The 18,947-nt window shown below is 41.8% G+C and carries 15 protein-coding genes; 12 read left to right on the forward strand and 3 right to left on the reverse strand.

The window, feature by feature from the left end; all coding sequences use genetic code 11:
• The first annotated feature begins 6 nt into the window (after positions 1-6).
• The 5 genes from JMW39_RS04805 (at position 7) to JMW39_RS04825 (ending at position 3,814) form a co-directional block, all read left to right on the forward strand.
• Positions 7-243: a PA3496 family putative envelope integrity protein gene (locus JMW39_RS04805; protein WP_201544387.1), complete on the forward strand. Its 237-nt coding sequence runs from the start codon at positions 7-9 to the stop codon at positions 241-243.
• Positions 244-623: 380 nt separating this feature from the next.
• On the forward strand, positions 624-1,181 hold the full coding sequence (locus JMW39_RS04810) for a UPF0149 family protein (RefSeq protein ID WP_149488651.1): 558 nt from the start codon (positions 624-626) through the stop codon (positions 1,179-1,181).
• Between the two features lie 158 nt (positions 1,182-1,339).
• Positions 1,340-1,828: a YbjQ family protein gene (locus JMW39_RS13210; protein ID WP_413786217.1), complete on the forward strand. Its 489-nt coding sequence runs from the start codon at positions 1,340-1,342 to the stop codon at positions 1,826-1,828.
• Positions 1,829-1,876: 48 nt separating this feature from the next.
• Positions 1,877-2,389, forward strand: a complete 513-nt coding sequence (locus JMW39_RS04820; protein ID WP_201544389.1) for a YbjQ family protein — start codon at positions 1,877-1,879, stop codon at positions 2,387-2,389.
• Positions 2,390-2,890: 501 nt separating this feature from the next.
• Complete coding sequence (locus JMW39_RS04825; protein ID WP_201544391.1) at positions 2,891-3,814, forward strand: bile acid:sodium symporter family protein; 924 nt, start codon at positions 2,891-2,893, stop codon at positions 3,812-3,814.
• Between the two features lie 271 nt (positions 3,815-4,085).
• Here JMW39_RS04825 and JMW39_RS04830 read toward each other — a convergent pair whose 3' ends face one another.
• Positions 4,086-5,162 carry a formate/nitrite transporter family protein gene (locus JMW39_RS04830; protein ID WP_201544393.1) on the reverse strand — a complete coding sequence of 359 codons (1,077 nt, stop codon included), beginning with the start codon at positions 5,160-5,162 and terminating at the stop codon, positions 4,086-4,088.
• A 337-nt stretch (positions 5,163-5,499) separates the two neighbouring features.
• On the opposite strand from JMW39_RS04830, the gene JMW39_RS04835 reads away from it, so the two are divergent.
• From JMW39_RS04835 to JMW39_RS04855, 5 genes are all read left to right on the forward strand, one after another.
• Positions 5,500-8,463, forward strand: coding sequence for a valine--tRNA ligase (locus JMW39_RS04835; protein ID WP_201544397.1), 2,964 nt, complete (start codon positions 5,500-5,502; stop codon positions 8,461-8,463).
• A 135-nt stretch (positions 8,464-8,598) separates the two neighbouring features.
• Positions 8,599-10,755 (forward strand): SEC-C metal-binding domain-containing protein, encoded by a 2,157-nt coding sequence (locus JMW39_RS04840; RefSeq protein WP_201544944.1) that lies wholly within the window; start codon positions 8,599-8,601, stop codon positions 10,753-10,755.
• A gap of 154 nt (positions 10,756-10,909) precedes the next feature.
• A complete protein-coding gene (locus tag JMW39_RS04845) occupies positions 10,910-11,332 on the forward strand; it encodes a hypothetical protein (RefSeq protein ID WP_201544398.1) in 423 nt (140 codons plus the stop codon).
• Positions 11,333-11,491: 159 nt separating this feature from the next.
• Positions 11,492-11,914 (forward strand): YbaN family protein, encoded by a 423-nt coding sequence (locus tag JMW39_RS04850; protein WP_201544400.1) that lies wholly within the window; start codon positions 11,492-11,494, stop codon positions 11,912-11,914.
• A gap of 266 nt (positions 11,915-12,180) precedes the next feature.
• Complete coding sequence (locus tag JMW39_RS04855; RefSeq protein WP_010201661.1) at positions 12,181-12,390, forward strand: cold-shock protein; 210 nt, start codon at positions 12,181-12,183, stop codon at positions 12,388-12,390.
• Positions 12,391-12,609: 219 nt separating this feature from the next.
• Here JMW39_RS04855 and JMW39_RS04860 read toward each other — a convergent pair whose 3' ends face one another.
• Positions 12,610-13,692: a YeiH family protein gene (locus JMW39_RS04860; RefSeq protein ID WP_201544402.1), complete on the reverse strand. Its 1,083-nt coding sequence runs from the start codon at positions 13,690-13,692 to the stop codon at positions 12,610-12,612.
• A gap of 192 nt (positions 13,693-13,884) precedes the next feature.
• Here JMW39_RS04860 and JMW39_RS04865 point away from each other — a divergent pair, with 192 nt between their 5' ends.
• Positions 13,885-14,817: a LysR substrate-binding domain-containing protein gene (locus tag JMW39_RS04865; protein WP_201544404.1), complete on the forward strand. Its 933-nt coding sequence runs from the start codon at positions 13,885-13,887 to the stop codon at positions 14,815-14,817.
• A 149-nt stretch (positions 14,818-14,966) separates the two neighbouring features.
• On the opposite strand, the gene JMW39_RS04870 is transcribed toward JMW39_RS04865, so the two are convergent.
• Positions 14,967-15,428, reverse strand: a complete 462-nt coding sequence (locus JMW39_RS04870) for a universal stress protein (protein WP_201544406.1) — start codon at positions 15,426-15,428, stop codon at positions 14,967-14,969.
• Positions 15,429-15,782: 354 nt separating this feature from the next.
• On the opposite strand from JMW39_RS04870, the gene JMW39_RS04875 reads away from it, so the two are divergent.
• Complete coding sequence (locus tag JMW39_RS04875) at positions 15,783-18,866, forward strand: insulinase family protein (RefSeq protein ID WP_201544407.1); 3,084 nt, start codon at positions 15,783-15,785, stop codon at positions 18,864-18,866.
• Positions 18,867-18,947 lie beyond the last annotated feature (81 nt).

Genomic DNA, 18,947 nt, shown 5'->3' on the forward strand with positions numbered 1-18,947 from the left:
TTTGTCATGAGTGACGCTGATCTTGATGACGATTTTGATGACGATTTTGTTGATGACGATGATGCAAAAATGGTGGAAGAGGCTGAAACCAGTGTACGTACACGTTTAAGCAGCCTTGAAAAACGTCGCCTAATCGACAACTTACTAGAAGAGAAACGTCTGGCCAAAGAGCTAAAAGACGATCTTGACGATATCGATAATTTTGATGAAGATGGTGATGACTGGGAAGATGACGATATTTAAATCGTCATTACTATTATGGGTTTCAGCTTAATAACTAACAATAATAGCTGGTATCACGGGTTTTTAACCGAAAGTTGTTAACTGCTGAAGCGCATTACCGATTATTAATAGTAGCCATTATTAAATCATGATGTTTACTGCATTGTGCTAAGCTGGTTGTGAAGCGTTTTTAATGATTTCTATCATGCTATTAGCGTGTTAGAAATCAGATTGTCGAAAATAATGCGCCAATCAGCGCTCTTAAACAGTCTGCTCTTTTAAATAATAAGCGCTCTTAAATAGACAGTTCTACCGTTTTTATCTTTATCTTTCCTGCCTTTTGTATTGCGTCACTTATTTATTGCGCTTGATATAACCTATCCTCCAAGGACTACCACACTATGAATAACCCACTCAGTTTCGATGAATTATTAGACTATTTGGACAATGAAGAAAGCGCATTTGTGCTCGATAGTGTCGCCACCCATGGTTTTTTGACCGCAACTGTTATTGGTCGTCCGTTGCCAAATTGGATAGAGGCGTTGTTTGAAGGTCATGTCAGCGAAATTCCTGCAAATGTGCTCGACGGTATTCAGCGCTGGCGCGAATCAATCATGGCGGAACTCAAAAACGAAACGCCGATTGAGCTACCATTTGGTGAAGATGCCGGTAATGAAGAAGTGGCGGTCGATTTTTCAGACGATTCAGATATCGTTGCTTGGTCAATTGGTTTTGTCGATGCGATGTATGGCGATGAAGCCAGTGATTGGTTCGAAGATGAAGAGACTGCAGAAGATGTAGCGGTTTTAACCTTACCAATGATTGTGCTAAGTGGCATTGATGATGAAGATCCAGAGCTGGCGCAAATGCGTGCCGACGAAGACAAAATGGTGCAAATGGCCAACAGTATTGAAGGCAATTTAACTGAGTTGTTTTTATTGTTCCATACTAACGACTAGAATTATTTATAGACAGATAATAAATAGGCAGATAGATAGCGTTTTTTAGTACATTATTCTAATAAATGCTGTCTATAAGCATCTTTCATTAACATTCGCTCAACCCCTAAATATTCATTGAACCCTCTATAAGTCACCGATAAGGCTGTACTATGACTGTGCAACTCTCCAATCTTGAGCACTTGCCAAACTATCAGATTACCGAGCGTTTAGACGTCGTATACGGTAGCACTGTGCGCTCAAAGCATGTTGGTAAAGACTTATTTGCTGGCCTGAAAAACATTGTCGGTGGTGAGCTGACCGCTTATACCGAGCTGTTAGATGAATCACGCCAAGAAGCAATCGATCGCATGGTTATTAAGGCAGAAGCTTTGGGCGCTGATGCAGTCGTGGGCTTGCGGTTTTCGACCTCTAGCATTGCGCAAGGTGCCGCTGAGCTTTTTGTTTATGGCACGGCGGTGAAAGCCGTCCCGATGCCGCAGCAGTCCATTTCTTCTCAATCGCAGCAATCACCAAACAATCACTCGGGTCATGGTGATTTCAATAATTACGATCAGAGTCACAATAATAATCAAGGTCACAGCCAAGCAGCGCCTCAAGCACCAAAGGCTGATGATGATTTACCACGTTTCAACCCTTTTGGTTAATGAACCATAAAAAGCGCGGCGACGCTTTTTGCTGCTACGAGACGTCCGATGAATAACTCCCTCACCCAAATGCTGATGAACTACGCGCCGCTTATCGTATTATTTGTGCTTGGCTGGTTTTTTGGCTCACGGAATGAGCGTCAGCACTTGGCACGCTTAAAAATTGCAGAAAAAGAGCTCAGCCATATTATCGTATCGACAGAGCGCTTTTATGTACCGAAGCTTGCCGCCAACACTGAGGGTGAGCTGGTCATGGGCAGCGTGGTGATTGCACAAGATTATTTTAAAATGGTGATTGCTCGCGTTTTAAGTATCTTTGGTAAAAATCTCACCACTTATGAAACCTTGCTCGATCGCGCTCGCCGTGAAGCAGCGGTGCGTATGCGCAGCCAAGCGCAAGCGAAAGGCTATAATCATATCTACGGTTTGCGTTTTGAGGTCAGTAACATCAATCAATTGGGCAGCATGGTTGAAGCCATTGCCTATGGTACCGCCGTACTTAGTACTGAAAATCCTACTAAAGCTCCAATCAAAGTCACTACCAATAATTTAAAAAAATAAATATTTATACCGTAATAGCTATTTAATGATCTTTACTTAACGCCTAAGTTATTCAGCATCTGAATTATCACGACCCAAATTATCTAAAAGCTCATAGCGAACACTTTCATTTAATCTCGCTAAACTCCCCTTTATTCTTACAAAATCCCCATATTTCGACTTTGACTGATGAGTCGTTTAATAAAGCAAATGTATAGCACTTTTGCGCTATATACTCGCTTTATCGATTATTACTTATCACTTGTTAATTATTGTCGATAATTAGCAGTAGCATTATGTGAAATATGCTATAACAAATTGTTGAAAACGGCCCTTATTTAAAACGGCCCTTATTTAAAATGAGCCTTGTTTAAAACGAGCGATGAACGTCATTTATAAGTGTTATTAACGATAAATAGCCATTAATAAGTATGAAAAAGCATTAGCAAGGATTGCTAATCAAACCGCATTTAATCACTATAAACTGACCTAGTAATAGGTCTTATCTACAGGGATGTAGTTATGGAAAGTTTGGCGCTAGTCACTTTAGTAAACTCAGTTGTTATTCCTATTTGCTTATTCTTAATCATGATGGGCATGGGTCTGACCCTTGTCACCAATGATTTTAAACGAGTGTTAAAGTATCCCAAAGCCGTCGGTATAGGCTTGACCAATCAATTGATATTGTTGCCAATGATTGGCTTTGCCTTAGCCAATATCATGCCATTACGCCCAGAGTATGCTGTCGGAGTTATGCTGCTGGTATTGTGTCCGGGAGGCACCACCTCAAACTTGTTTACCTATTTAGCCAAAGGTGATGTGGCACTGTCGGTAACAATGACCGCGATTGCCAGCGTTATTACCGTATTTACCATTCCTATCGTGCTGAGCTTTTCATTGATTTACTTTATGGGCAGTGGTAGTGAGTTTGAATTGCCAGTATTAAAAACCGTGCTTACCTTGGTATTGCTGACGATTGTGCCTATTAGTATTGGGATGTTGATTAAACGCTATGCACCAAAAGTCGCCGATCGCTCACAACTATATGTGTCTAGATTTGGGGTGATTTTTTTAACGTTTTTAGTGCTGTTTTTAGGCTATGTGCAACGAGATATTATCGTCGACGCCTTTATCGCTACCGGTCCCATATCGGTATTGTTGAACCTTTCAACCATGGCGCTCGGTTATTACAGTAGTAAATGGTTTGGTCTTAACTTAGCACAAAGAACTTCGGTCACCCTAGAAGTCGGCCTACAAAACAGTACCTTGTCGATATTCATGGCATTGACGCTATTGTCTAATTACGACATGTCGATGATGCCAGCCATTTATACCTTGGTGATGTTCTTAAGCGCAGGGATTTTGGTGCGTATATTTAGCGCTCGACATAATAAATTGAGAAAGTCTGAGATAGAAAGTAGTGTGTTGGCAGCGCGTATGCTATAAATGGAAATGAGTAATTTGTACAATTACTCAGTTATAAAACTCAATAATTGCTTTAAACATAGTCAGTGCTAAATAAAATAAGTACAAATATTATAAACGGCTACTGTTATAAATTTCTCTTGCTTGCTGTGTGCTTTGCGCGCCAGAGGCGGCGTAAAATTTATCCCAGTAGCCCTGTACTATTTTTAAATGGTGTTGATTATAATTAAAAGTGGTTAAGGAATTTATGCGCTAGAATTAAAAAGTACCGTGCTGATTATTCCTAATGAGGTTAACGGGTTTTTTTGCTTGTCTCTAACTTGTCTTTAGCGGTTTGTTCTTTCACTTTTTCGATTTGAAATAAGAAAGTACGGTTTTTAAGTACCGCCACAAACACCACGCCGCCGACGGTATTGCCCAGCAATATCACCACCAAAAATAGCAAGTAGCGCCCCAAACTGACGGTATTGCCATAGATTAAGGCTGAGAATATTTCGATATTGCCCACGATACTGTGATGCAAACCTAAAAAGCCAATACTGCCAGTAATAAGCGTCACTAAGACAATGCGGCTAAGGGTATCGCGCGCTGAAGTCACAAGCCACGCGGTGATGCCCATCATCCAGCCTGCCAAGATGGCACTGCCAAATATCACCCACCATTTAAACCCTAAAATATGCTCGGCATACGCGTCAATGTCGCTGACGCTAAACAGCTGCATATTTAAACCTAAACCTATCATCAAAGCGGCGAATAAACAGCCGCCAACGACGTTACCCGCGATGACAATGCCCCAAAGACGTAGCAGCTTGTGTAAGGGTTCAATTTTATTGAGCACAGGTAGGCTTAACAGCGAGGTTTGTTCGGTAAATAAAAGCGACTGACCGATGACCACGATGATAAAGCCAATCGGGTAAAGTAGGGAGGCGAGTACGATAGCGTAATGGCTCGGTAGCACGCCACTCAATAGTGCAAAAGTCGATAAAATCATAAAGAAGCTGATGCCAATCTCAAGTCCAGCGGTAAAAGCGCTGGTAAATAACGAGCCAAGCGAGCGCTCAAAAGTTTCTCTGGCATCCATCACCTGCTCAACCAAGATACTGGCATAGCTTTTTGCTTGACTTAAATTGTCATCGTTGGCGACTTTTTTGATGGTTTCTTTGTCTGCTTCGCTAATATCTTCAGAGAAATCTTCGTCCTTTAAGCTTTCTGTCACCTCAGTGTCGTCTGTCATATCAGCATCGTTAACGTCTTTATCTCCAGCACTAGATTGTTGATGAACGCTATCATCAGTCAAGTGCTTATCGTCTATTTTATCAGCTTCAGAGTGGCTGCTATTGTTATAGGTGTGCTCGGTATCTTGGGACACGGTCAGCTCGCTGTTTATGAGATAGTGATTTTAGGATAAAGACGCCATTTATCTACTATGCGATGACTAGGTCGATATATGAAGGCTATATAAGTCATCACATCACCCATATTTTATAACACGACTAGGATTCCTTTTGTTGGAAGTTCAGTCGATTGGGGTTATTTATTGATATTTAAGGTTATTAACAGGGTAATGAGACGCTACAAGCCTGATAAATTACCTTAGCATCTAACAAAATATGGCTATCTGCGTTAAAATCACTCTATTAATTATTTTCCTTATTCTCAACGTATTTGTTTGACCACATTCATTTTTAATAAAAGACCATTCTATTATGAGTACTCCTAATATCAATACTACGACAAACACTAAAACCAACCTAACCGAATCTATTCAAGCCGCCTTAAGCCAATTAGAAAACGCCTACAACCCTGCCGAGGTCGAAGCGGGCATGTATCAAGGCTGGGAAGATAGCGGTTATTTTAAGCCAAGCTTTGATAAAGACGAGTCGTTTTCTATCGCGCTACCACCACCGAACGTCACTGGTTCGCTGCATATGGGTCATGGCTTTAACAATGCCATCATGGATGCGCTAACGCGTTATCACCGCATGGATGGTGACAATACGCTTTGGCAACCAGGTACCGATCATGCGGGTATTGCCACCCAAATGGTGGTTGAGCGTCGTCTAGAAGCACAAGGTATCAAGCGCCGTGATATGACTCGTGAAGACTTTATCGATAAAGTGTGGGAGTGGAAAGAAGAGTCGGGTGACAATATTACCCGTCAGATTCGCCGTTTGGGCAGCTCGGTCGATTGGTCGCGTGAGCGCTTTACCATGGATGATGGCTTGTCTAATGCGGTAAAAGAAGTGTTCGTGCGTCTATTTGATGACGGCTTAATTTATCGTGGTAAGCGTTTGGTGAACTGGGATCCCAAGTTCCAAACCGCACTCTCTGATTTAGAAGTTGAAAACGTTGATGAAAAAGGCAGCTTGTGGCATTTCCGCTATCATTTCACTGATAAAGACCTGACGACCCAAGAGGGTAAAGACTATCTCGTGGTCGCTACCACGCGTCCTGAAACCTTGCTTGGTGATACTGCTGTTGCCGTGAACCCAAGTGATGAGCGTTATTCTCATTTGGTTGGCAAAACCATTACTTTGCCAATTACGGGTCGCGTTGTCCCTATCGTTGCCGATGATTATGTCGAAAAAGACTTTGGTACTGGCTGTGTAAAAATCACCCCAGCCCATGATTTTAATGACTATGAATTAGGTCGTCGTCATAACTTGCCATTGATTAATATCCTTGATGAGCGCGCTAACATTTTGCCAGCGATGGAAGTTTATCCTGACCTACAAACACGTGAGCCAACATTAGAAACCACACCAAGTGAATATGCTGGGCTTGAGCGTTTTGCGGCGCGTAAATTCCTTGTTGAGCAAGCAAGCCAGCAAGGCTGGCTAGAAGATATCGAAGACTACGCGCTAAAAGCTCCGCGCGCTGAGCGTGGCGGTACCATCGTTGAGCCATGGCTGACCGATCAATGGTATGTGGCCGTAAACAAGCTTGCTAAGCCGGCGATTGAAGCGGTAGAAGATGGTCGTATTGAGTTCGTTCCGGCGCAATATAAAAATATGTATATGTCGTGGATGACCGACTTGCAGGACTGGTGTATCAGCCGTCAATTGTGGTGGGGACATCGTATCCCTGCATGGTATGACGATGCGACTGGCGAGATTTATGTTGCCCGTGATGAAGCCGAAGTACGCACTAAGTACAATCTAAGCGATGACATAAAATTGCGCCAAGACGATGATGTCCTTGATACATGGTTTAGTTCGGGTCTTTGGACGTTTAGTACCCTTGATTGGGCTGACGTCAATGCCGATCCGCGCGTGCTTAAAACCTTTCACCCAACTAGTGTGTTAGTTACTGGTTTTGATATCATCTTCTTTTGGGTCGCACGTATGATCATGATGACCATGCACTTCGTCAAAAACGAAGATGGCACGCCGCAAGTACCGTTTAAGACCGTTTACGTCCATGGTTTGGTACGTGATGGTAATGGTCAGAAGATGTCTAAATCTAAGGGTAACGTCTTAGATCCTATTGACCTCATCGATGGTATTGATCTGGAAGCGCTGGTTGAAAAACGTACCAGCAATATGATGAATCCAAAAGATGCGGCGAAAATCGAAAAGCAAACCCGTAAAGAGTTCCCAGAAGGTATTCCAGCCTTTGGTACCGATGCGCTGCGCTTTACCTTTACCTCCCTTGCCAGTACCGGTCGCGATATCAACTTTGATCTAAAACGTGTCGAAGGTTATCGTAACTTCTGTAATAAAATCTGGAACGCCAGCCGCTTTGTATTGATGAATTGTGTGGATAAAGAAGGTAATGCGCAAGCGATTGACCAAGCGGCCAATCCTGAGGTTTGGGAGTTACCAGAAAAGTGGATCATGAGTCGTCTAAACTCGACGATTAGTAATATCCATCAGCATTTTACCCAGTATCGCCTCGATATGGTTAGTCATGATATCTATGAGTTTATCTGGAATGAATACTGTGACTGGTATGTTGAGCTTGCCAAGGCCAGCCTCAATGATGACTCGGTATCAAGCGAGCGTAAAGCGCAAATCCGTTATGTATTGCTGCATGTGCTTGAGACCGCGCTACGCTTTAGCCATCCAATCATGCCGTATCTGACCGAGCAAATCTGGCAGACGGTTGCGCCGCTATTGGGTCGTAAAAATACTGACAGCATCGTCGTTGCTGACTATCCACAAACCGATACTGCGCAAATCAGTGAGCAAGTCGAAGCCGATATGGAGTGGCTACAAGAGCTTATCGCCAGCGTGCGTAATATTCGCGGTGAGATGAAACTGGGCAATGCGGTACGCTTGCCAGTGCTGCTACAGAATATCTCTGCTGATGAAGATGCGCGCCTATCACGTATCAAAAATCAGTTTAAAGCGCTTGCCAAAGTTGAGAGCTTAGAGATTGTCAAAGAAGGCGATGAAGTGCCATTGTCATCATCAAGTATGGTCGGTCAGCTACGCGTGCTTGTGCCAATGAAAGGTCTTATCGACCCAACTGCTGAGCTGGCGCGTTTAGGCAAGTCATATGATAAGTTGAAAGGTCAAGCGGAAGGTATCGCCCGCAAGCTAGGTAACGAAGGCTTTATCAGTAAAGCACCTGCGGAAGTGGTCGATGCTGAGAAGGCTAAACTGGCTGAGTTAGAAGGGCAGTTGACGGCGATGACGGCACAGATGGAAGAGTTAAGGGCGTTGTAACTTGTATCAGCACTTATAGTAAAAAAGTCACCAATTTGGTGGCTTTTTTTATGATTGATTTAAATTTGGTGAGTGGTTTGAATCTCTGCTAATGTCGTCTCATTAAATTTAATTATATATTAAGAGAGAATTAAGATGAACAATCAAACTATAAGAAGCGAAACAGAAGTGTTTACTGACCTTGCTAAACTATGTAGTTCGAAAGGTTATTTACATGCAATTGCGTATTTTTGTTTTAGAGATAATGTCATAAGTGTAAATGGTGAAGTTCGTAAAGAGGATATATTAAAACAGTATGGAGATGATCGACTTTTAAGAACTGAGATATCTACTTTAATTGGGTTAGCATGTCTAAACGCGCCAGATTTGACAGTACCTAATCCTAATGAAATTGGGGAGTACGTTAATGAAACAGAAAATCTGCTTCTTGAGCTTCATGAGTCAATGAACCCTCCTATAGAAGAAATGTTTAAACTAGATGAAAAAAATCAATTAGTTCAAGGCTCTAATCCGTTTCAACAAGGTATATTTCTTAGGGAGCCAATATTCTACGGTGGAGAGTCCGCTTATGATTTCCAGTATAGAGATTTATCAAGACTAAAATATAAGTCAGATGAAGATTGGATAATAAATAACAAAGGCTATTCTTTAGATGAGTTATTTGAAGTAGTTAATGCAGTTAAAAGCTTGCAACTAGATAAGATGAGTCAAGCTCTACCTGAGATGCTAAAGAAGCATCCAAAAGATTGGACTTATCTTGATGCTCATATTTTTTCAATTGAGGAAGTTGTAATAAAATTAAAATCAAGTCTTGAAATAGCTACTGTTAGAAAAATTATAGAATCATTTGTTAGCAGTGAAAATTATAGTTTCAGTGCTCTTGATGACTTTAATCAGAAAAATGCTTTTCCAATAATAAAAATATACGAAGATGAATATATTTTGTTTCAAAGCTATAGCTTATTTGAAGCTTTATATGAATCTCCATTTTTTTGGTTTATAAGCGATAAAAGCTACTGTAATCAAGCAATGGCTAATAGAGGTAGATTTACAGAAGAGTTTTCTACTGAAAGATTAGCACTAGTTTTTGGGAGTAGTAGAGTTTTTCCAAATGTAAATATATTGAACGTGAAAGGTGACATTTTAGGAGAAATTGATGTATTGGTTATGTTTGCTGATAGAGCAATAGTCATACAAGCTAAGTCTAAAAAACTGACTATTACTTCACGTAAAGGTAATGATCAAAGTATTAAAGATGATTTCAAGAAAGCGGTACAAGATGCTTATGATCAAGCGTATTCTTGTTCTAATTTACTCTTAAGTGCTGATATTATGCTTATAGATGAACAAGGAAATCAAATTAATATATCTAATATATTACTCAAAGAAATATATCCTATTTGCATTGTTTCTGATCATTATCCAGCCTTGTTTTTTCAGTCAAGAAACTTTTTAAAGTATAAAGTGACAGATATCATAAAGTCACCATTTGTCATGGATGTTTTTTGTTTAGATGTTCTAACTGAAATGCTAAAAACTCCCTTGTATTTTTTGAGCTATCTCAATCGTAGAACTGATTATGCTGAAAAATTATTAGCATCACATGAGCTAACTATACTCGCATATCATTTGAAAAATAATTTATGGTTTGATAGTGATTTTTCTATGATTCATTTTCATGATGACTTTAGTGCTGAACTTGATTTAGTTATGTTATCAAGAAGGGATGGCTTGAATGCAAAAGACACCTTTGAAGGCATACTTACTAAATATCAAGGCACCAATATTGATGACATAATTAAGCAAATTGAAATGCGTAATGATTCGAGAATTGTTGATTTTGGTTTACAAATTCTTAGATTAAGTGAGAGTACGATATTTGAAATAAATGAAGCCATAGATGAGTTGTGCAGAAGATCAAAGCAAGATGGAAGAAATCACGACTTAACAATGGGTTTTGACGATGATGGTTTAACGATACATTGTAATAATAATGAGTTATTAGAGGCAAGCCGGATACTTAGAGCACATGCAGAGCTAAGAAAATATTACTGTAAATTTACAGAGTGGCACGGTATATGTATTGACCCAAAAACAAAAAAAATAAGATTTGGTATTAAGTTAGATCATGCGTGGCAGTTTTCAGAAAGAATGGAAAATGAGTTATCTACAATGGCTAAGCCATCAGGTAAAATTAATTTAAAAACTAAAGTTAAACCTCCGAAAGTGGGTGTTAATAGCGACTGTCCTTGTGGAAGTAGTAAAAAATACAAAAAGTGTTGCCGACCTTAAAGTTTCAGACAATTATATTGTTGTGTGAGGCGTCGTAAATTACTAAGAGTTCGTACTTTATAAGAACACTTACTATTGAAAATAACTCGCCAATCACGCTTAAGTTCACTCGCCAAAATCCAATAGAAATGGATATCAGCTGCTTTAAACAAGGATGTCTACCATAAAAACATTAACCGCAAAAGCCCTCACTTCCAGCGCCTTGTTATTAAGCCTAAGCGCTTGCGTCCTTGTATCGCCACCGACTAATGAAGACACCTTAACAGATGCCGATCTTATTCGAGCTGCTGAGCAAAAAGAATCAGCGCCAACCGAAGGTGCGCAGCAATGGGTTATTGGTTATCACCATGGTATTGCAGTCGTCAAATCATTCCAGTGCTCAGACCTCTGTCCGCAGAATACTTTGCGGGTGATTTATTATGACGTATCGACTGATGCCACTTGTGAGAGTATCGGCGGCGTGACCAAATCCATATTAATCCCAATCGCCATTACTGTAATGCCAAAAGAATACTGCTTTCCAAAGGTAATCGCTGATTACTGGAAAAGCTCTATCCTGCCAAATCATAGTGAATAACGACCTTCATTTACCTAACTGCTAAATAAACTACGCTTCAGTAGCAAAACCGTGCAAAATCAGTCTTGAATTGGATTATCGACTTCTTTATCTTTGATAGCTTATATAGGTAGTCCATACCTAACGACCTAATGTCTAACACTGACTGATAAAACTCCCATGACTCAACCGAAAAAAGCTTTTTACTATCGACCAAAGTCCAATCAACATAGCAGCCCAACCGTACGTTGGACGTTTTTGATACTGGGTTGGGTGTTTTTTGTATTGGGTATTATAGGTATTTTATTACCAGTGATGCCGACCGCGCCTTTTATCTTACTGGCGGCAGGTTGCTGGGCGCGTAGCTCACGACGCTTTCACTTTTGGCTGATTAATCACAAATACTTTGGTAAATATGTCCGTGATTGGGAAGATCGCCGCGCCGTACCGCTATATGCGAAGTGGTTAGCAACCATAATGATGACCATATCAACAACGATGTTATTTTTTAACATTCCTGCCGATATGATATGGGTTTCATGGCTGGTAGCCGTTGTCTGTACTAGCGTAGCGGTGTTTTTATTTCGTTTGCCCAATGCTTAAAATGATTGTGCTAAATGCCGAAAAACAGTGCAAATAAGGCTAAAAAACAGTCAATAGTTGCACTTAGTTACACGAAAGATGAGATAAGGCTTGCGATACTGAACTATCCTGCCTATAATACCCCCAAGCTTAAGAGCAGTTCTGCACCAAATCATTACCTCGTAGTATTAGTTATAATCCTTCGTTTTAATATTTATCGTTCAGTAGCTATTTGCAAGCGTTACCGGTCACTAGACCATTAATAAATTAAAAAGTAGGATTATATTATGTCAGATACTCAAAAAGGTACAGTTAAGTGGTTCAACGAAGCTAAAGGCTTTGGTTTTATCGCTCCAGAAACTGGCGCAGACGTTTTTGCTCATTACAGCGAAATCACTGGTTCAGGCTTCAAAACTTTAGCTGAAGGCCAAGAAGTTGAGTTCACTGTAACTCAAGGTCAAAAAGGTCCACAAGCTCATAACATCGTTGCTATCTAATTTGTCTTTATAGACAACTAGAGCAAGATGAATAAAAAACGAACCTTCGGGTTCGTTTTTTTTCGTCTATTGTTTATATTTATCGCCTATGACTTATGAGAAATGCTTTGATAATAAGACATTAAGCAAAGTCTTAGAACAAAAACGCCGACGATTATTGATAATCGTCGGCGTTTTTGGTTTTGGTGTTTAATCAGTAACTTTTTTAGAGTGAAGTAATTAAAGTGAAGCAATGCCGATATTAATCAGTCCGCCGCCAATGATGAGCCAAGCAAACATTATCGCCCCTAAGATAAGCGGCTTAACCCCCGCTTGTTTAATGGCGCTTAGATGCGTGGTTAAACCAAGCGCAAACATCGCCATGGTAAGCAATACATCATCAAGTATGACCATACTACGCTCAAAGCTTGCCGTCATCGGCACCCAAGTATGCAGTAACACCACTAATATAAAAATAAAGGCAAACCATGGCACTTTGACTTGTTGTACACGCTTCATCAATGACGGTTTTTCACCATTTTTGCTACTACCTGTGGTCAAAGCAAACGATAAAATCAGTAAAAAAGGCGCAAGCATCATCACCCGTATCATTTTAGTCACAACTGCCGTATTGCCAACCTCAGTGCTAACAGCATTACCTGCGACCACCACTTGCGCCACTTCATGAATGGTTGAACCCGTATAAATGCCGTATTGCTGGGCGTTTAACCAAGGTTGCAGCCAGCCAAGCTGATATAAAAACGGATAAAGAAGCATGGCAATCGTGCCAAAGACTACCACGGTAGCGATAGCGATAGTCACTTTATGGGCTTCCGCTTTGACCACTGGCTCTGCGGCAATCACCGCCGCCGCACCGCAGATACTGGCACCAGAACCAATCAATAACGTCGTTTGCTTATCGACTTTGAGCCATTTGGTGCCAAGCCAATAGGTAAGCAAAAACGTTGAGGTTAATACCAGTGCATCCGTCATAACGGCTGGCATACCGACACTAGCGACTTGTGTCAAGGTTAGCTTAAAGCCATAAAAAATAATGGCAAGACGTAATATTTGACCTTTAGCAAAGTTAACGCCAGCATCAAGTTGCTCGGAAAAATTTGGGTACAGTGTATTGCCCAATACCATGCCAAATAAGATTGCTAGCGTCAACGACGACAGACCGACAATACGCCCGTCCGACCACGTATCTAAGCTCATATTCAGCCACAAACAAAACAAGCTACCCATCAGCACGACGATCAGTCCCAAGAGATGGCGATTATGCGGGAAGTAGTTATGCATGGTTTGTGTCATTGCGTTCATATCGTACGCATCCTATTATTTATCAACTATAATCGAAATAAGCATAAGCTTATGAATAGACAGTATAAGTCATACCGATTTATAATAAAAACAGATTAATAAGATATAAACTATCGATTTTTTGGGTTAATAATCGGTTTTGAAACTTAGGTTTTTGAAAATTTACAGGGTGCATAGGATGTCAAAGCAATTATGAAAAAAACCATACAGATGCTGCCAAAGATTACCCTTAAACAGCTATCAGTGTTTGTCAGTATTTATCAAACGGGCAGTACCAGCCGTGCCAGTGAGGCGCTGCATTTATCGCAGTCAGCGGTCAGTAGCGCGCTGACAGAATTAGAAGCAAGGTTGCAGATGCCGCTATTTGAGCGCGTCGGGCGTAGGCTTAATCAGCATCCAAACGCCCATCCTATTTATATACAGGCGCAAGCCATCTTGGGGCAGGCTTTAACTCTAGAGCATTATCATAAACATCAAGCAGGGCAGATTCATATTGGTGCCAGTACCACTATCGGCAATTATGTGCTACCGCCGCTGCTTGCCAAGCTATATGCCGCGCTACCGGATGCTCATATCGATATGTATATTGCCAATACCCAAGAAGTGGTCAGCGAGGTTGAGCAATTGAGTATTGATATTGCTTTAGTAGAAGGTATGCCGCGCCCGACAGATATGAAAGTGATTGAGCAGCGTGCTTGGCGGACCGATACCTTGATGGTATTTGCTAAGCGTAAGAGTAAGTGGCTGACAGACATGACCTATAACGATAAAGAGAAATGTTATGAGCTGAGCGCGGAACAACTGGCAAGGCTGCCGCTGTTGGTAAGAGAGGCGGGCTCTGGTACACGGCAAATTATCGATGAGCAATTATTGCAATACTTGCCGCATGCCGAGATTGTGATGGCGATTCAGCAATCAGAAGCCATCAAACATATGGTGAGCGCCGATATCGGACTTGGCTGTTTATCACAGCATGTCATTGAAGCGGAGCTTACAGCAGGAAAATTGGTTCAAGTTAAGGTCGCGGGTATAGATTTGTCGCGTACGTGGTGGCTAGTCTGGCATAAAGCTCGTCACCAAAGCCCGATTTGGCAAAGCTTTATTGATATTTTGACAGAAGATTGATTTTTTTAGTAAATATAGAGGCGCGGGCGAAGATATTTATTATTTTAATTGATAATAAAAAAGCGCAATGTCAGACAATGCGCTTTTTTTAATGAGCTTTTTTAATAGTTGACAATAACTTGGGAACGACGTTAATTCTATTCTTAGAGTTATTTGTTAACAGGTTTATCCAGTCTCACGACTAAGCTGTCGCAAGGGACGTTTGGCAAGATATTATCTGCTGTCGCACCACTAAGCCAAGCGGCAATGCCATGACGTTCATGACGACCGATGACCAGCAAATCAACCTCATGCTTGTGGCAATAGTTAACGATACCTTCGCTGTTAGAGATGGCGGTGGTCACTTCAGAATTGACCGCATGTAAGTCGTTACGGTCCAAAAACTGTGCCAGTTTGGCGCGCGCTTCTTGGCAACGTTCATCATCAATTTCATCATATAAGCTTGAGGCAGGCACCAGCTCATAGCCGAAGCCAACCATAGTATCTTTAACGATATGTAATACCGATAGTTTGGCGTTAGGACGATTCTCGACGATACGTTTGGCCTTTTGGGCGACCACATCAGCGTCGGACATCAAGTCGGTGACCAATAAAATATGTTCGTAACTCATAGCGTCTTCCTCGTGTCAGATAGTATTTACTATAGCACTCCTACCGAGCGCTGTTAAGTAGGCTTTGTTAATTCCATACTATCTTTATGTGTTATCACTTTTATCCCTGTTCTGTCTTGACTTATCGAGCTCTTAGCCCCATCTAGTTTCGTTAGGCAAACTCTTTTTAGCTGCTAAATGCCATTCTATTTAAAGATTACCCAGACATTTTTTATAACGCTGCTATTGTTATGCAAACGAATTTCATAAATATAATCTCACCACTTTTGATTGCTTATCCTGACATACGTCACTAGTTATTGGCTAAATGAGCGATTGACTGGAAAACTCTCAGGATAGTCTATAAGGAAAATTATGACCGACACGTTATCTACTACTGATCTAACTTTGCATCCTGCCTTTGAGCTGATTGAGCATCGCCACATTGAGGCGCTATCGATGGATGTGCTGATCAGTCAGCATATTAAGACTGGGGCGATGCATTACCATTTGGCGCATCCGAGTGATGAAAATGCCTTTTTGGTCGGCTTTCGCACCCAGCCAATGGACTCAAAAGGTGAGGCACATATTCTAGAGCACGTGGCTTTATGTGGCTCTGAGAAATTCCCCGTACGTGATCCGTTTTTTTCGATGATTAAACGCTCATTAAATACTTTTATGAATGCGATGACTGCTGCCGATTGGACAGCCTATCCGTATGCGACGCAAAATAAAAACGACTACTTTAACTTACTTGCCGTTTATCTTGATGCGTCATTTTTCCCAAATATCCATCCGCTTGATTTTGCCCAAGAAGGCATTCGCGTAGAGTTAGACGAAAATGATAAGCCGCAGTTTAAGGGTATCGTCTTTAATGAGATGAAAGGCGCGATGAGCGGCGAGATTGACCAGTTATATCATACGGTTGCCCATCACTTGTTCCCAACGACGACCTATCATTATAATTCAGGCGGTGATCCTACTGATATTCCTGACTTGACCCATCATGAGCTGGTTGAATTTCATCAAAGCCATTATCATCCATCAAACAGTGTGATTATGAGCTTTGGTAATATTCCGGTCGCTGAGACGCAGGAGAAAATCCATGAAGATGCCTTAATTCAATTTGAAGCGGGTAAAAAACACGTCTCACGTCCAGAAAAGCGTCTGTCTGCACCGATTAGCGCCGTTGACACTTATACCGCTGACGAAGCCGGTCCTGACCAAACCCATCATGTGGTTGCGTGGTTATTGCCATCGATTACCGATCCAAAGCAACGTTTAGCCTTGCGTTTATTAGAAGGCGTGTTGGTTGAGCATGCTGGCTCGCCGCTGCGTGCGTATTTGGACAGCCATCCACTTGGTAAAGCACCAAGTCCGCTATTGGGACTCGACGACAGTCATTATGAAATGGTATTTTATACTGGATTACGTGGCTCTAATCCTGAGCATGCCGAAGCGGTAGAGCAGGGCATTATTGATTTGCTTAAAGAGGTTGCTAGCAAACCGATTGATGATGAAACCATTGAAACCATCCTGCATCAGATTGAGATAGATCAGCGCCATATCGGTGGCGATAGTATGCCGTATGGTCTAAATCTAATGTTAGAAGGCTTTAGTACTGCGATTCATGATGGCAACCCTATCGATGTCTGGGAAGTTGATGAGCATCTACAATGGCTACGTGAGCAAGTCGTCGACGCGCAGTGGTTACCAAATTTAATTAAGCAGCACTTGTTAGACAATCAGCACCGTGTCCGCGTCACAATGACGCCAGACAGCGAAAAAACAGCCCGTTTGGCAGCCGCTGAGCAAACCCGTCTTGATACCATTGCGATGGATTTGACCGCTGATGATAAAGCTATCTTAAAACAACAAGCGTTAGATTTGGCAGCGCGCCAAGCAGCGCCTGATGATTTAAGCTTATTACCGAAAGTTGGCTTAGAAGATGTACCAACGGATATCAGCTTTAAAGAAGGCAAGCAAAAACGAGTAAGTTTGAGTGGGCAAGACAGCATCTTATTTGAATATGAAGCAGGCACCAACGGCTTGTATTATTATCAAGTAATTGTGCCATTAACCGATGCGATTGGTGAGAATGTTGATAACAACAATGAGTTGCCCATTAATGAGGTGATTAATCATCCGTTATTGCCTATTTATTTAAGCTTACTGTCTGAGTTGGGTACGGATTCGCTAAGCGCTCATGAGATGCAAGCCAAGCAAGCGGCGCATTCATCAGGGGTGACGGCGCGTATAAGTCAGCGTACCAATATCGATGACAGCCAAGCGATTAGCAGTTACTTTGTGGTTGCCACGCGCGCGCTGAATCGTAAGCCTGAAGCAATTGATTTACTAAAAGAAGTCATGGAACACAGTGTCTTTAGTGAGCATGACCGTATCAAAGAAATCTTGCAGCAGCGCCAAGCAGGTTGGCAGTCAAACCTTGCCGGTTCTGGACATTCTTATGCGATGCAAACCGCCAGTCGCGGCATGAGTCGCCAAGCGCAGTTAGAATATGTGCGCAGCGGTCTGCCAGCATTGAACGCGCTAAAAGACTTCTTAACCCATGCCAGTACCGATGATGCACAGTGGGATAAATTAACAACCAGTTTGATGGATTTACATCAACGTTTAATCAGCTTGCCTAAGCATGCCGTTATTATCTGTGAAGCAGAGCAAACCGAACGCTTGAGTAATTTGATTGTTGATAGTTGGAAAGACAGCCAAGCACCGAAAATTGCTGAAAAAATAACAAACTCTGATGCGGGTATTGAAGATAGTATTCCAAGTGAGTTTGCCGAGTTGCAACTTGATGCAGCGTTAAATGGCGATAAAGACGCGGTCAAAGCACTAGAAAGTGGTGTGGCGCTCGACGTTGAAGACTTGGCTTGGTTAGTGCCGACCAACGTTTATCACAATGCTAGCGCATATACCGTGCCAGCGGCTGACCATCCTGATACAGCAGCTTTAATGGTATTAGCGCCTTATTTGCGTAATGGCTACTTGCATAGTGCTATTCGTGAGCGTGGCGGTGCTTATGGCGGCGGTGCGGGCTATGATGCCAACGCTTGCGCCTTTAAGTTCTTTAGCTACCGTGATCCGCAGTGCGCTGAGACCTTTGTGCACTTCGATTCCAGTATCGAATGGCTATTGAATGAGCCGCAAACGGATGAGCAATTAGAAGAAGCTATCTTAGGCATTATCTCAGGCATGGATAAGCCGGGTTCTCCAGCAGGGGAGGCGATTAAAGCGTGCTTTGCTAATTTGCATCATCGCGGCGTAGACTGGCAACGTAAAATGCGTGCTGCCATTTTAGCGGTGACGGTTGCTGATTTGCAGCGTGTTGCCAAGCAATATCTGCAAGGTCAAAAACACGTGCGTGCCGTATTAGCGCCCTATGATAAAGAAGCTGCGGTACAAGAGCTTGGCTTTAAAGTATGTAAAATTAGAAGCTAGTTTTTTTACTGATAGCAAAATAAGTAATAGCAAATCAGTATCTGTATAAAAAAACCGCCGCCTTCAATATTTATATTGAAA

It is taken from the genome of Psychrobacter immobilis (assembly GCF_904846175.1).
Classification (GTDB): Bacteria; Pseudomonadota; Gammaproteobacteria; order Pseudomonadales; family Moraxellaceae; genus Psychrobacter; species Psychrobacter immobilis_E.

Coding starts and splice junctions, on each gene's coding strand:
- JMW39_RS04865 (WP_201544404.1), top strand. CDS start 13,885: ATGAAAAAAACCATACAGATGCTGCCAAAGATTACCCTTAAACAGCTA.
- JMW39_RS04825 (WP_201544391.1), top strand. CDS start 2,891: ATGGAAAGTTTGGCGCTAGTCACTTTAGTAAACTCAGTTGTTATTCCT.
- JMW39_RS04845 (WP_201544398.1), top strand. CDS start 10,910: ATGTCTACCATAAAAACATTAACCGCAAAAGCCCTCACTTCCAGCGCC.
- JMW39_RS04805 (WP_201544387.1), top strand. CDS start 7: ATGAGTGACGCTGATCTTGATGACGATTTTGATGACGATTTTGTTGAT.
- JMW39_RS04810 (WP_149488651.1), top strand. CDS start 624: ATGAATAACCCACTCAGTTTCGATGAATTATTAGACTATTTGGACAAT.
- JMW39_RS04840 (WP_201544944.1), top strand. CDS start 8,599: ATGAACAATCAAACTATAAGAAGCGAAACAGAAGTGTTTACTGACCTT.
- JMW39_RS04835 (WP_201544397.1), top strand. CDS start 5,500: ATGAGTACTCCTAATATCAATACTACGACAAACACTAAAACCAACCTA.
- JMW39_RS04875 (WP_201544407.1), top strand. CDS start 15,783: ATGACCGACACGTTATCTACTACTGATCTAACTTTGCATCCTGCCTTT.
- JMW39_RS04860 (WP_201544402.1), bottom strand. CDS start 13,692: ATGAACGCAATGACACAAACCATGCATAACTACTTCCCGCATAATCGC.
- JMW39_RS04870 (WP_201544406.1), bottom strand. CDS start 15,428: ATGAGTTACGAACATATTTTATTGGTCACCGACTTGATGTCCGACGCT.
- JMW39_RS04820 (WP_201544389.1), top strand. CDS start 1,877: ATGAATAACTCCCTCACCCAAATGCTGATGAACTACGCGCCGCTTATC.
- JMW39_RS04855 (WP_010201661.1), top strand. CDS start 12,181: ATGTCAGATACTCAAAAAGGTACAGTTAAGTGGTTCAACGAAGCTAAA.
- JMW39_RS04850 (WP_201544400.1), top strand. CDS start 11,492: ATGACTCAACCGAAAAAAGCTTTTTACTATCGACCAAAGTCCAATCAA.